Source organism: Thiomicrospira aerophila AL3, from assembly GCF_000227665.2.
Lineage (GTDB): Bacteria > Pseudomonadota > Gammaproteobacteria > Thiomicrospirales > Thiomicrospiraceae > Thiomicrospira > Thiomicrospira aerophila.
In genome coordinates, this window is the sequence record NZ_CP007030.1 from 214,641 (window position 1) to 227,434 (window position 12,794).

The window sequence follows — 12,794 nt, forward strand, 5'->3', positions numbered from 1 at the left end:
TTAAGATGGCAAAACAAGTTAAATTTGGTATTGAAGCGCGCGAGCGTATGGTAGAAGGGATTAACATCCTTGCGAACGCGGTTAAGGTTACGCTAGGCCCTAAAGGCCGTAACGTGGTGTTGGAAAAATCATTTGGCGCGCCAACTGTGACTAAAGACGGTGTGTCTGTTGCGCGTGAAATTGAGTTGGAAGATAAGTTCCAGAACATGGGCGCTCAAATGGTTAAAGAAGTGGCGTCAAAAACCAATGATGTAGCCGGTGACGGTACCACCACTGCGACTGTATTGGCACAAGCCATCGTGCGCGAAGGCATGAAGTCGGTTGCAGCAGGCATGAACCCAATGGATTTAAACCGTGGTATTCACAAAGCGGTTGAAGCGGTTGTGGCTGAAATTCAAAAAATGTCGAAGCCTTGTGAAACTTCAGCTTCTATTGCGCAAGTAGGTACAATCTCAGCTAACTCTGATAGCGCCGTCGGTAAATTGATTGCTGATGCGATGGAGCGTGTAGGCAAGGAAGGTGTGATCACTGTTGAAGAAGGATCTTCACTACACGACGAGCTTGAAGTGGTTGAAGGTATGGAGTTCGACCGTGGTTACTTGTCACCTTATTTTGTCACCAATCAAGAGAAAATGGTCGCTGAATTAGATAACCCATTTGTCTTGTTATACGATAAGAAAATTTCTAATATCCGTGAGTTATTGCCTACTTTAGAAGCGGTTTCAAAAGCAGGTCGTCCATTATTGATTATTGCTGAAGACGTTGAAGGCGAAGCCTTAGCCACATTGGTTATTAACAATATGCGTGGTATCGTGAAAGTTGCAGCCGTTAAAGCGCCTGGCTTTGGTGAGCGTCGCAAGGCGATGTTGCAAGATATCGCGGTATTAACCGGTGGTACCCTAGTGTCTGAAGAAGTGGGTATGACGCTTGAAGGCGTAACCTTGGAAGATCTAGGTCAAGCCAAAAACATCAATATTGGCAAAGATTCAACCACGGTTATTGATGGTGTCGGTGCTAAAGAGGATATTGAGGCGCGTTGTGCACAAATCCAGTCTCAGCTGGCGAACACCACGTCTGATTATGACAAAGAGAAGCTACAAGAGCGTTTGGCTAAGCTATCTGGCGGTGTTGCGGTGATTAAACTGGGCGCGGCAACTGAAATGGAAATGAAAGAGAAGAAAGACCGTGTTGACGATGCACTACATGCAACACGTGCAGCTGTACAAGAAGGTATCGTACCTGGCGGTGGTGTAGCGTTGGTTCGTGCCAAAGCCTTGGTTAATGTTGAAGGTGATAACCATGACCAAAACGTCGGTATTGAAATTGCCTTGCGTGCGATTGAAGAGCCAATGCGTCAAATCGCTATTAACTGTGGCCTAGAAGGCTCAGTGATTGTAAACAAAGTTATCGAAGGTTCGGGTAACTTCGGTTTCAACGCATCAACCGAAGAGTATGGCGATATGCTTGAGATGGGTATCATTGACCCGGCTAAAGTAACGCGTACTGCGCTACAAAATGCAGCATCGGTTGCAGGTCTAATCATCACCACTGAAGCGATGATTGCGGAGTTGCCGAAGAAAGATGCGCCAGCTGCACCAGATATGGGCGGCATGGGTGGTATGGGCGGCATGATGTAATCTAGCCAACATACTCGATTGGTAAACTTAGAACCTCGGCCAGCTTTTGCTGACCGAGGTTTTTTTATGGCTGGGTATAAAAATAGTCGCCTGCCATCAGGGGCTTTAGCTAAAATAAGCAAAAGCATTAAGGAGAGTAGCATGCAAAAGGTCAAAATTGGAATTGTGGGTGGCACCGGCTACACGGGCGTTGAATTGTTACGTTTGTTAGCTAATCACCCGCAGGCTGAAGTCTGTGTAATCACCTCGCGCTCTGAAGCGGGTCAACGCGTGGCCGATATGTTTCCCAATTTACGCGGTCATTATGATTTAGCATTCAGTGAGCCTAATATGGAAAACTTGAAGGCTTGTGATCTGGTGTTTTTTGCCACGCCGCATGGTGTCGCCATGAGTCAAACTCCGGAGTTAATTGCAGCCGGTGTGCGGGTGATTGATTTAGCGGCCGATTTCCGTCTGACTGATCTTGCAGTATGGGAAAAATGGTATGACATGAAACATACTTGTCCTGAAGTCATGTCAGAAGTGGTGTATGGTTTGCCGGAAGTGTTTCGTGAGCAGATTAAACAAGCTAAAGTGATCGCCAACCCAGGTTGTTACCCGACCGCAGTACAGCTTGGTTTTCAGCCTTTATTGGCAGCAGGCCTGGTTGATACCGGTTTTTTGGTAGCCGATGGTAAGTCTGGCGTCAGTGGTGCGGGACGAGGTGCCAAAGTCGGTTCTTTGAGTGCCGAAGTGAGTGAAAGTTTTAAAGCTTATGGCGTGAGCGGCCATCGCCATGCCCCAGAAATTGCTGAAGGTTTAACGCGGATGACTCAAGGCCAGCCAGTCAATTTAACTTTTGTACCGCATCTAGTGCCGATGATTCGTGGCATTGAAGCGACGCTTTATGCCAAGCTCACGTTGCCAAAGACTCAAGCAGAGTTGCAGGCCTTGTTTGAAGACTGCTATCGTGATGAACCTTTTGTGGATGTTATGCCGGCAGGCAGTTTGCCAGACACTAAAATGGTGAAAGGGTCAAATATGTGTCGAATGGCGGTATATGTACCAGCAGGTGGCGATACGGTGGTGGTGACATCGGTTATCGATAATTTAGTTAAAGGCGCCGCAGGTCAGGCTATTCAAAACATGAATATAATGTTCGCCTTGCCTGAACGTATGGGGCTTGAACAGGTTGCACTGTTACCCTAGTGATAGCTTTTGGTTTAAATAATAGATTTGGTCTATAATAAAATGCTATATCTGCTTGGATTCACAAATTGAGTTCGCCAAGTAAAAGGAGTGTGTGATGTCAGAACAAGCAATGCAACCGGTTAACTTTACTGAAGCGGCGGCTTCAAAAGTCAATGGTTTGATTCAAGATGAAGGTAATCCTGAACTCAAGCTACGCGTGTATATTTCAGGTGGTGGCTGTTCCGGTTTTCAATATGGTTTTACCTTTGATGAAGCGCTTGCCGACGATGATACGGTGGTTGAAAAAAGTGGCGTGCAGTTGTTAATTGACCCAATGAGTTTTCAATACCTGGTCGGTGCCAAAATTGACTACCTTGAAGATTTGCAGGGTGCACGTTTTGTGATTGAAAACCCGAATGCCACTTCAACCTGTGGTTGTGGTTCGTCATTTAGTGTGTAATTTTTAGTGTTTTCGTCACACGAGAACGCAGCTTAGTTAATGGTGTCTTAAGGAAGTGTTATGCAATATATCCCCGGTTTAGCAGGTGTGCCCGCCACGGAGTCGAAAATCTCTTATATCGATGGCCAAAAAGGCTTATTAACCTACCGTGGCTATAACATCATGGAACTGGCTGAAAAGTCTTCATTTGAAGAAACGACACTCTTATTGCTGTTTGGTGAGCTACCCACTCGCGATGAATTAAATGACTTCGATCAGCAGCTGCGCGCTAATCGTCGAGTCAAATATAACATCCGTGAGATCATGAAAAATCTGCCTGAAACGACCCATCCGATGCATATGCTGCAGGTGGTCGTGGCCAGTTTGGCAAGTTTTTACCCCAGTACGGAATACATGAAAGGCGGCACTGAAAACCAAGACTATATTAATGATGTAACGGTTAAAATTATTGCGCATATGGCGACACTGGTGGCGCAGTGGGAGCATATGCGCAATGGTTATGATCCGATTGAGCCGCGTAAAGATTTAACCTATGCAGAGAATTTTTTGTATATGGTTACCGGTGAGGAGCCGGATCCTGATTGGGCGCGTCTATTAGACGCCTGTTTGATTTTGCATGCCGAACACACGATTAATGCTTCAACCTTTACCACGATGGTAACAGGTTCTACCTTGGCTAACCCTTGTTCGGTCATTTCCTCAGCGATTGCTTCTTTGTCTGGTCCGCTTCATGGCGGCGCCAACCAGATGGTCATCGAGATGTTGGAAAAGATTGGTCGTCCGGAAAATGCCCGCGCCTTTATTGAAGACCGTTTGGCGAATAAAAAGGTTATTTGGGGGATGGGGCATCGCGAATATAAGACTAAAGATCCGCGCGCGACCATTCTGCAGCAATTGTCTGAAAAGCTATTGTTAAAGAAAAGTGAGAGTGGTGAATTGAGCCAGATGTTTGAAACCGCACTCGAAGTTGAGCGGGTTTGTGAAGAGCATTTAGGTCATAAAGGTGTTTACCCTAATGTAGACTTTTATTCAGGTATTCTGTACAAAGAAATGGGTTTTGATCCAAAAATGTTTACGTCTATCTTTGCTGTAGCACGTTCGGCAGGTTGGATGGCGCATTGGCGGGAGCAGTTACAAAACAATAAAATATTTAGGCCAACGCAGGTTTATACCGGTGCAGGCAATTCATGCTATTTATCGTTGGATCAGCGTTCCGACGGTATCAGAGGTGTGCTGAGTAAACAAAATAATCCTGACGCTTAAGTGTAGGGTTGTCAGATATTAAAAATATTAACGCTAAATGCTTGAAATCTTGTCAAGATTTAAGTAATATTCTCAGTCTTATTAATCCTTCCCCCCTTATTGCCCGTTAAACAGTAAGAGCGCTGCGAAATTCGCAGTTAGGATTAAACATTAATTTTAGGATAATGAAATGGGAACATTTGTAGCCAAACCAGCGGAAGTAAAACGCGACTGGTACGTTGTTGATGCTGAAGGCCAAACTTTAGGTCGCCTTGCCGCACAAGTTGCAGCACGCCTAAGAGGCAAGCATAAGCCTGAATATACCCCTCACGTAGATTGTGGTGATTATATTGTTATTGTTAACGCTGAAAAAATCGGGGTAACCGGTAACAAGCGTAAAAACAAAATGTACCACCGTTACACTGGCTATGTGGGTAATTTGAAGTCAATGTCTTTCGAAAAGATGATTGATTCACGCCCTGAGCGCGTACTTGAATTAGCCATCAAAGGTATGTTGCCAAGAGGCCCATTAGGTCGCGACATGTACCGTAAGTTGAAGGTTTATGCTGGTACTGAGCATCCACATGCAGCGCAACAACCAAAATCACTTGAAGTGTAAGGAATAGAACATGGCAACAGAACAATATTACGGAACAGGTCGTCGTAAAAGCTCAGTCGCGCGTGTATTCTTACGCGCTGGTTCTGGCAAAATGACGGTAAACGGTCGCGAAATGAATCAATACTTCGCACGTGAAACAGATTTGATGGTGATTAACCAGCCATTAGAAGCGACTCAAAGCGAAGGTAAGTTTGATGCATACATCACCGTTGTAGGTGGTGGTACGACTGGTCAAGCCGGTGCAATTCGTCACGGTTTAGCGCGTGCTTTAGTCGCTTACGAAGAAGGTAACCGTCCAGCACTACGTGCTAAAGACTTACTAACTCGTGATGCACGTAAAGTTGAGCGTAAAAAAGTCGGTCTTCGCAAAGCGCGTCGTCGCCCACAGTTCTCAAAACGTTAATATTACGTTTTTGGATGGTCAAAAAACCCGCTTCGGCGGGTTTTTTGTTTGTCGTAGGATTGTAAATCCTGCTAGAATTTAAGCATTAGTCAAATCGGGCATATTCTCAACTTATGAAAAAGTTTCCATTGCGTAATGAGTTATTGCTTCACCTTATCGAGTCAGCGCAAGATGGCATTGTATTAGCCGAAAAAGAGGGTGACGATACGATTTTGGTGTATGTTAATCCTGCTTTTGAAAAGTTGACAGGCTATACAGCCGAAGAAATCCTATTTCAGGATTGCCGTTTTTTACAAGGGAATGATCGTGAACAAGACGCTGTGCGTATCATCCGCGCTGCGGTCGATGCAAATAAGCCGGTTAGAACGGTGTTAAAAAATTATCGCAAAGATGGTACTTTATTTTGGAATGAATTGAGTGTAACACCCTATTATGACCAGTATGATAAGTTAACTTACTATATTGGGATTCAAAAGGATGTTACTGAGGAAATGGCCTTGCGTGAAGCCTTAGAACAAGCACAGCAAGAGTTGGCGGCTTTAAAGGGTAAAGCTTAATTCAACTGTTTGATTGTTTAGTCGCGCGGGTTGATTAACAGAGGTTCAAACCAAAACGGCCAAGCACGTAAATCGGTTGCTACAGTTGCTTGGTTTTCATCTTCAAACGTAGCATGTCCCATAATCCAGCATTGTAAACTACCTATTGGCTGAAGCAAGCTGTCAGTGCTTAACTGATGATATTCCTGTTCAAGTGTTAACAGATAAATGACACCTTTAAAGTGCGTTAGGTTTGCGGGTAATAGCATATCCGCTTGAGTTTTAAATGGTGTATCAATAAATACGGGGGTCAAACCCTGTTCATAACAATGTAATCCCATCAACTTGTGAAGCCAGCTTGGCGTGTCAAGATGGTGTAGTATCAGAATCAGTTCTTTAGATTGATAGGTTTGTTGCCGCCACAAATGCAAACGATGCGCTAGTTGCTGATTCAATTCTTGTATCCAGGCCTGGTGCCAAAAAAGGCTATTAGGATCAAGCAGATTAGCAGCCTGACTCAATCTTAATAAATGTGTAGCCAGTAAACGATAATCCCGATTTGCATCCAACATTCTATGTGTCAGTGAGTGAAGTTGCTGGTAACTTTGAGCACTAATAGCTTGAAGAATGACATCATGCCAATCACAGTTGATAGCTTCGGCCGGTGCGCTGTGTTTAAGCAATTCTGCACGGTCGGTCAGAATGGCTTTAACTTGGCTAATAGGTAAACCTGTATCAACCAACATCATCGCTTCTTTAATGATGGCGAGGTGGTTTTCAGTATATAGACGATGCCCTGATGGCGTTCGTACCGGTTCGACCAATCCATACCGACGTTCCCAGGCCCTAAGTGTAATGGGTTTTATGCCCGTTAGGCGTGAAACTTCACGGATTGGATAAAGAGCTTGGTGGTCTTTTGAGTGTTCATTCATCATGTAAGGGTCATCATTTTAAGAGTTTGCACCCGTTGTTGGTGTTCCAAACGACTTTGTTTGAGGTTTGGGTCATGCAGCGGATACTGCGCAGCAAGTGCAGGAAATTGTTGTTTAATTATACTTGCCGCTTCCCAAGGGGCATGGATGAGATGATTAGGAAGCGGTGCTAATTCAGGCATCCATTTTCGGATATAGTGCCCCTGTGGGTCAAATTTTTCGCTTTGGACTACGGGGTTAAAAAGCCGAAAATAGGGTGCAGCATCGACACCACAGCCAGCAACCCATTGCCAGCCCATCACATTATTGGCGATGTCGGCATCTAATAAAGTATGCTCAAACCACTGTTGACCCACTAACCAATGTTGGTTGAGGTTTTTGGTCAACCATGACGCTACCAGCATTCTCACCCGATTATGCATCCAACCGGTTTGCCACAATTGGCGCATGCCGGCATCAATAATTGGTACACCCGTATGGCCCGTTTGCCAAGCGGTGACCTGCTCATCGGGCGCTGGCCAACTCAGTTGATTAAATTTGGCTTGATAGGCTTGTGTTTGTAGATCGGGGTTAAAGAATAACAGGTAGCGTGCAAACTCTCGCCAAATAAGCTGGCGGATAAATGCATGGATAGCTTCACTATCAGCAGGCCTGCTAGTTATAGCGTTTCGACATGCTTCAAGTATAGCGACTGAACTGATCTCGCCAAAGTGTAAATGGATAGACAGCTGACTTGTGCCCATGATGCTGGGAAAATCCCGCTGCTTGGGGTAGTGATGAATACTATCCGTTAAAAAGTTGTTTGCCTGTTGCCAAGCTGCTTGCTCACCCATTTGCCAATGACTGAGTAGGCGCTTAGCCCATTGAGTGTTTTTAATCCGCGCTAAGGATGCAGGTATGTTTGCATCGCTAGGTTCAAGGTCAATCGTTTTTAGATTTGACCAGTTGGCGGCACCTTCAGCTTTGGGTACCTCATCAAGTAGGCTAAAAACTTTTTTGCTAAAGGGGGTATAGACTCCATAAGGCTTACCCTGTTGAGTAAGAATACTTTCAGGGGATAACCAGGCCTGGTCAAAGGGAGTCAGTTTTACTTTAAGCTGTTTACAGACCTCAAGGGCTTGTTGTTGCAGAGTGTAATAAGGCTCACCCTGCTCGAAATGATAAAGCACTTCGGTGATCTGATAGCGGTTCAGTACATCTTCAAAATGGTTTTTGAATGAGCCATCGCTGATTAAAAGGTCAGCCCCTTTTGATTTTAAAGATTGCTGCAGTTTTTCTAAGCTGGCCGCTAACCAGGCCTGATTGGCTTCTCCTTGGGTAAGTTGCGGGTCATGAAAGTAGGCAAAGAGGCAGGAGTGTTCTGTTGCTAGAGCATGATGAATGGGGGCATGGTCATTTAGGCGTAAATCACGCTGAAACCAAATTAACTGACGCATTTAAGGTAAATTCGCTAGTAGGTTGTTTTTTAAACGATCAGATAGCGGGGTATCGCCAATCCAAATTCCAAAATAGACCGCTTTAAAGCCAGGCGTAGCAATTCTCACCAGTTCGTTACCATTTAGTATTAACGCGGTGCCCTGTTCTGGTATATGGTCTAGTAGGTAGCAATCACCTTGATTAACGGGTTGATAGGCCTGATGGAGCTGCTCAACGGCATTAGCCAAGTCTTCGGGCAAGTTATCGGGTAAGGCATGATTGGCTCCATCGACAAAGTTGTCTACCGTGAGGCTGCGCGCATAACAAAGCTCAAGTTGCAAAGGCGTTTCATCAGCCAGAAGGCTTTGGCGCGTGGTGCTTGGTTGAGCGCGTAACGTTGCGTCATAAAGTTTAATAAATCCCCAGCGTGCGGTGCCTTCGCCTGCGACGAACCAGTTTTGGCTGCTTAGCGCAGGGAGCGTCGTGGCGCTAAGTGTTAACACCAAACCTAATTTGATGAACAGTTTCATGATGCAGGGCCTTGTTTGTTAAAGAACAAGGTTACCTCGCCAACCCTAAAACCAAACTTAGAAACGGTGGCGCGATTAAGCATGACCTCGTTAGATTGTAAGAACATCCAATCATCAAAATTGACTGCAATGGTGCTATTACGGAAAGGTAAGTCAAGGGTGTAAGTCCAATGAAAGACGGATCCTTCTGTGCGTCCATGAGCTTCACCAATCACATCACCAGCGGTACCGCGATAGGTGTTCGGAGCAATGCGTTTAATCACCCAAATGCGTTGTTCAGTTTCACCGTCGTCATAAACAAATTGCTCGTCGAGTGTAATGGTGTCGCCGTCAATCGTGCCGGTGATATCGACATAAAAGCGACGCTTTACTTCGCCCGAGCGACTTTGGAACTGCCCCCAGGCATAGGTTTTGCCTTCAAAATAACTAAACAAATCAAAGGCGGGTTCAGTTCCAGCGTAATCTTCAATCTTCATGCTTGAGCATCCTAATAAAAAGCTGCTGGTAATAACCAGCAACCAGGCTTTAATATTGAACATTATTTATGCTCCAGGGTTAGTTGGATCACATCGGTGCGTTGGGTTTCAAAGCCCACTCGGCAATAATCAAGGTAGTAGTGCCAAATACGTTGAAACTTATCATCAAAGCCAAGTTGTTCAACCTGCTCAAGTTTTAGATCAAATTCTTGACGCCAACGGTGTAGGGTTTCGGCATAGTCGAGTCCGAAGCTAAAATTGTTAGTAATTTTAAAACCATAGCGATCGGCAAGTTCAACAAGTTGGGTTTTTGATGGGAGTAGCCCGCCTGGGAAAATATAAGTTTGAATAAAGTCCACACCTTGTTGATATTTTTCGGCATAGGCCTCATCGATGGTAATAATTTGTAACACCGCTTTGCCTTGGTCGGCGAGTAAGGCTTTGAGTTGACTAAAATAGCTGTCCCAATACTCTTGTCCAACCGCCTCAAACATTTCAATACTCACAATGTGGTCGAATTGGCCAGTTTGATGGCGATAATCGGTTAAGCTAAGTTGGGTTTTGTGATCAAGGTTGAGGTTTTTCATGCGGTTTTTGGCAAACTCCAACTGCTCTCTAGACAAAGTAATACCGGTTACTTCAGCATTACGTTTAGCTGCTTCTTCAGCAAAACCACCCCATCCACAACCGATTTCAAGAATATGCTGTTGGGGTTTAACGTCTAGCTCATCAAGAATGCGATGATATTTGTTGAGCTGTGCGGTTGCCAGATCCTCATTGGGCTGTTTAAACAGTGCACTTGAGTAGGTCATTGTGTTATCGAGCCAAAGCTGGTAGAAGTCATTGCCCAGGTCGTAGTGGGCCGAAATGTTTTCTTTACTGTTTTCAACTGAATTATGGTTGTCTAGGTGGCGCTTAAGATACTTACTGTAAAACCAATTTTTACCAAGTAAAACCTGCGATAAGGCTTGTTCATTCATTGCGCCAAAATGCAATAGATGATGTAAGTTGGGTGTTTCTATAAAGTGTTTTGAATAGGCTTTAGCAAAACCTAACTCACCCTGTGTAATCAGTAACCATAAGAACTTGAGGGGTTTAAGGATTCTGATTTCAGCGTGAAGGCCTTCGTGTTGGCCTTGGTAGCGTTGTTGGTTGTTGCCAATTTGAACGGTTAATGAGCCATAAGCAATGGCATCAAAAGGTAGGCGGTTGAGTACCCATTGACCAAACAATGGGGTTTTTATTTCATCAAACTCGGCGCTGGTTGTTTTGCTTAACATGATTTCATCTCCGAATGACTGTGTCGAATATCTTTTAGGTGTGATGGGGTGGCATGGAACTTCCCGCCTAATAGCCAAATTTTTAATGCCCACCAATGAATAAGTGCGATGACCTTAAACATTTTAATCGGTGCTAACCCTGCGACTCTTAGCAAGTTTTGCGTGGTAAGTGGCGCAAAGTGATAGTCTTGGCTGGCATAAAAGAAAACTTTATTATTTTGCGTTTCTTGAATAAAGGTGTAAAAACGTTGACTAGGCGCGGTTAATTTAAAATGGTAGTGTGCTTGCATATCAATAAAGGGTGACACGTGAAATATTTTTTCGGCGACACTCTGCATAGTCTGATCCTTGGCCTGATCTAGGTGGCTGAGATTGAGCACATAATGATGCCATTGACCGAAGGTGTTGCTCACTTCTGCCACAACCGCATAAAGCTGGTCTTTAGCATCATAGGCATACCACATAGCAAGCGGGTTAAAGGCATAGCCCAAAATTCGTGGATAACAAACCAGCTCAATTTTGGCAGGTTCCATCAGGTTGTACTCTGCTAATAAGCTTGTTAGCCACTGGCGCCAAGGTGTGCCGTCACGAGAACCGTGGTCACGGGTATGGACGCTAAGAAGATTGAAGCGATTAAAACCAAGTAATCTGTGTTCAGATGCTTCTTGCTCAAACGTGTCAATATCAATTTTAATGCTTGCGGTAGTGTACTCAAAATGATACACCACCGGCTGTTCACGCCGATGCATCACTTTACCAAAATACAAACATGATGCCATTAATGATGTTCCCAAGGTAGGGGTAGTTGCCAAAGTCTGGCGATACGTGCCGCACTGCGTAAGCCGTCTTCATGAAAACCATATCCGGTGTAGGCGCCAGCAAACCAGCAGCCTTGATGCCCTTGGATGGTTTCTAGTTCTTTTTGCGCGCTCATAGCCGCTTCATCAAATACTGGGTGATCGTATTCAAATTGCGCGATGACTTTGCTTGGATCAGGTTCTCGAGTAGGATTCAGCGTCACTAGAATGGGGGTTTCCGTTCGTAGCGGTTGTAGTTGGTTCATCCAATAGGTAACCGCTACCGCACGATTTTGATCTTGATTCAGGTCGCTTAAATAATTCCAAGATGCCCAAGCCGAATGAATTTTTGGCATCAAGCTTTCATCTGTATGTAACCAGGCCTGGTTGGGTTGAAACTTGAAATTTGACATGAGGGCGAAGTCTGGATGTTGGTTAAGTAGTTGATAAGTCTGATCACCATGGCAAGCAAACACGACTTGATCGAATTCATGTTGTTGTCCATCGGCAGTATGGATGATGACTTTGCCTTGATCGTCTACTTTAGGTTCAACTTGGGTGGCACCTTGGTGGATTGTTTCAAATTTAGCGTGTTTGGTTATCGCTTCAATATAATGACGCGCGCCATTTCGGACGGTTTTCCATTGTGGACGGTCGTTGACGTTGAGTAAACCGTGGTTGTTGAAAAACTGTAAAAAGCTCTGTGCCGGAAACTTTAACATGGTGTCTGTTGGGCAAGACCAAATGGCTGCAGCCATTGGAAGTAGGTAGTCTTGTTGCATGGATGAACTAAACTTATGTTGGGTGAGATAGTCACCCAGGCTTAGGTCGTGGTCAAGGTGGTGTAAATCTTTTTTGGCTTGTTTGTTAAAACGTAAGATTTCACGAATCATTCGCCAGTGCGCCAGAGAAAATAAGTTTTTGCGTTGGGCAAAGAGGGTGTTGAGATTGTTGCCGGCGTATTCAAGACGACCTTGATCAATGGAGACCGCAAAACTCATATCTGTTTCTGCGGTGTGAATGTGTAGATGTTTAAACATAGCCGTCAGTAACGGATAGTTGGGCTCGTTATAGACGATAAAGCCGGTATCAACAGCAATTTTTTTACCCTCATGTTCAAAATCAACGGTATTCGTATGGCCCCCAAGTCTGGGTTCTTTTTCAAATAAAGTGACGTGGTGAGCTTGGCTTAAAAACCATGCGCTAGCGATGCCGCTGATGCCGCTACCAATGATGGCCACTTTTTGTGATTTTAAATTGTGCATTTGCTGTTAAACTCTCTTTAGAAAATATTTA

The 12,794-nt window shown here is 44.7% G+C and carries 14 protein-coding genes; 7 read left to right on the forward strand and 7 right to left on the reverse strand.

The genetic code is table 11. The annotated features are described in order from the left end of the window. The first annotated feature begins 5 nt into the window (after nt 1-5). From groL to THIAE_RS01065, 7 genes are all read left to right on the forward strand, one after another. Nucleotides 6-1,637, forward strand: coding sequence for a chaperonin GroEL (gene groL / locus THIAE_RS01035; protein WP_006459550.1), 1,632 nt, complete (start codon nt 6-8; stop codon nt 1,635-1,637). Nucleotides 1,638-1,778: 141 nt separating this feature from the next. Continuing rightward, nucleotides 1,779-2,825: an N-acetyl-gamma-glutamyl-phosphate reductase gene (gene argC / locus THIAE_RS01040; protein WP_006459549.1), complete on the forward strand. Its 1,047-nt coding sequence runs from the start codon at nt 1,779-1,781 to the stop codon at nt 2,823-2,825. A gap of 97 nt (nt 2,826-2,922) precedes the next feature. After that, the gene (gene erpA / locus THIAE_RS01045) at nt 2,923-3,267 is read left to right on the forward strand and encodes an iron-sulfur cluster insertion protein ErpA (RefSeq protein WP_006459548.1); all 345 of its coding nucleotides are present in this window, start codon (nt 2,923-2,925) and stop codon (nt 3,265-3,267) included. Between the two features lie 60 nt (nt 3,268-3,327). After that, nucleotides 3,328-4,530 (forward strand): citrate synthase, encoded by a 1,203-nt coding sequence (locus THIAE_RS01050; protein ID WP_006459547.1) that lies wholly within the window; start codon nt 3,328-3,330, stop codon nt 4,528-4,530. A gap of 169 nt (nt 4,531-4,699) precedes the next feature. Next, nucleotides 4,700-5,128, forward strand: a complete 429-nt coding sequence (rplM, locus tag THIAE_RS01055) for a 50S ribosomal protein L13 (RefSeq protein WP_006459546.1) — start codon at nt 4,700-4,702, stop codon at nt 5,126-5,128. Nucleotides 5,129-5,138: 10 nt separating this feature from the next. After that, nucleotides 5,139-5,531, forward strand: a complete 393-nt coding sequence (rpsI, locus tag THIAE_RS01060; RefSeq protein WP_006459545.1) for a 30S ribosomal protein S9 — start codon at nt 5,139-5,141, stop codon at nt 5,529-5,531. Nucleotides 5,532-5,644: 113 nt separating this feature from the next. After that, on the forward strand, nt 5,645-6,088 hold the full coding sequence (locus THIAE_RS01065) for a PAS domain S-box protein (RefSeq protein ID WP_006459544.1): 444 nt from the start codon (nt 5,645-5,647) through the stop codon (nt 6,086-6,088). Between the two features lie 17 nt (nt 6,089-6,105). Here the strand turns inward: THIAE_RS01065 and THIAE_RS01070 are convergent, their stop codons facing one another. From THIAE_RS01070 to THIAE_RS01100, 7 genes are read right to left on the reverse strand one after another with little or no spacing between them, the layout of a single operon-like run. Then, a complete protein-coding gene (locus THIAE_RS01070) occupies nt 6,106-7,002 on the reverse strand; it encodes a MerR family transcriptional regulator (protein ID WP_006459543.1) in 897 nt (298 codons plus the stop codon). Then, on the reverse strand, nt 6,999-8,435 hold the full coding sequence (locus THIAE_RS01075; RefSeq protein WP_006459542.1) for a cryptochrome/photolyase family protein: 1,437 nt from the start codon (nt 8,433-8,435) through the stop codon (nt 6,999-7,001). The genes THIAE_RS01070 and THIAE_RS01075 overlap by 4 nt, the downstream gene beginning before the upstream one ends. Further along, entirely contained in the window at nt 8,436-8,945 is a 510-nt protein-coding gene (locus THIAE_RS01080; RefSeq protein ID WP_006459541.1) for a chalcone isomerase family protein, read from the reverse strand. It lies immediately after the preceding gene. Beyond that, complete coding sequence (locus THIAE_RS01085) at nt 8,942-9,484, reverse strand: DUF3833 domain-containing protein (RefSeq protein ID WP_025299250.1); 543 nt, start codon at nt 9,482-9,484, stop codon at nt 8,942-8,944. The genes THIAE_RS01080 and THIAE_RS01085 overlap by 4 nt, the downstream gene beginning before the upstream one ends. Next, nucleotides 9,484-10,701, reverse strand: a complete 1,218-nt coding sequence (locus THIAE_RS01090) for an SAM-dependent methyltransferase (RefSeq protein WP_006459539.1) — start codon at nt 10,699-10,701, stop codon at nt 9,484-9,486. The genes THIAE_RS01085 and THIAE_RS01090 overlap by 1 nt, the downstream gene beginning before the upstream one ends. Continuing rightward, nucleotides 10,695-11,480, reverse strand: a complete 786-nt coding sequence (locus THIAE_RS01095; protein ID WP_006459538.1) for a DUF1365 domain-containing protein — start codon at nt 11,478-11,480, stop codon at nt 10,695-10,697. Before THIAE_RS01095 ends, THIAE_RS01090 begins: the two co-directional genes overlap by 7 nt. Beyond that, nucleotides 11,480-12,763 carry an NAD(P)/FAD-dependent oxidoreductase gene (locus tag THIAE_RS01100; protein WP_006459537.1) on the reverse strand — a complete coding sequence of 428 codons (1,284 nt, stop codon included), beginning with the start codon at nt 12,761-12,763 and terminating at the stop codon, nt 11,480-11,482. The genes THIAE_RS01095 and THIAE_RS01100 overlap by 1 nt, the downstream gene beginning before the upstream one ends. Between the last annotated feature and the right edge of the window lie 31 nt (nt 12,764-12,794).

Bases quoted from the DNA above. Each gene is read 5' to 3' on its own strand.
- rplM (WP_006459546.1), top strand. From the start codon at position 4,700: ATGGGAACATTTGTAGCCAAACCAGCGGAAGTAAAACGCGACTGGTAC.
- THIAE_RS01100 (WP_006459537.1), bottom strand. From the start codon at position 12,763: ATGCACAATTTAAAATCACAAAAAGTGGCCATCATTGGTAGCGGCATC.
- THIAE_RS01085 (WP_025299250.1), bottom strand. From the start codon at position 9,484: ATGTTCAATATTAAAGCCTGGTTGCTGGTTATTACCAGCAGCTTTTTA.
- rpsI (WP_006459545.1), top strand. From the start codon at position 5,139: ATGGCAACAGAACAATATTACGGAACAGGTCGTCGTAAAAGCTCAGTC.
- erpA (WP_006459548.1), top strand. From the start codon at position 2,923: ATGTCAGAACAAGCAATGCAACCGGTTAACTTTACTGAAGCGGCGGCT.
- THIAE_RS01050 (WP_006459547.1), top strand. From the start codon at position 3,328: ATGCAATATATCCCCGGTTTAGCAGGTGTGCCCGCCACGGAGTCGAAA.
- THIAE_RS01090 (WP_006459539.1), bottom strand. From the start codon at position 10,701: ATGTTAAGCAAAACAACCAGCGCCGAGTTTGATGAAATAAAAACCCCA.
- THIAE_RS01095 (WP_006459538.1), bottom strand. From the start codon at position 11,480: ATGGCATCATGTTTGTATTTTGGTAAAGTGATGCATCGGCGTGAACAG.
- THIAE_RS01070 (WP_006459543.1), bottom strand. From the start codon at position 7,002: ATGATGAATGAACACTCAAAAGACCACCAAGCTCTTTATCCAATCCGT.
- THIAE_RS01065 (WP_006459544.1), top strand. From the start codon at position 5,645: ATGAAAAAGTTTCCATTGCGTAATGAGTTATTGCTTCACCTTATCGAG.
- THIAE_RS01075 (WP_006459542.1), bottom strand. From the start codon at position 8,435: ATGCGTCAGTTAATTTGGTTTCAGCGTGATTTACGCCTAAATGACCAT.
- argC (WP_006459549.1), top strand. From the start codon at position 1,779: ATGCAAAAGGTCAAAATTGGAATTGTGGGTGGCACCGGCTACACGGGC.
- THIAE_RS01080 (WP_006459541.1), bottom strand. From the start codon at position 8,945: ATGAAACTGTTCATCAAATTAGGTTTGGTGTTAACACTTAGCGCCACG.
- groL (WP_006459550.1), top strand. From the start codon at position 6: ATGGCAAAACAAGTTAAATTTGGTATTGAAGCGCGCGAGCGTATGGTA.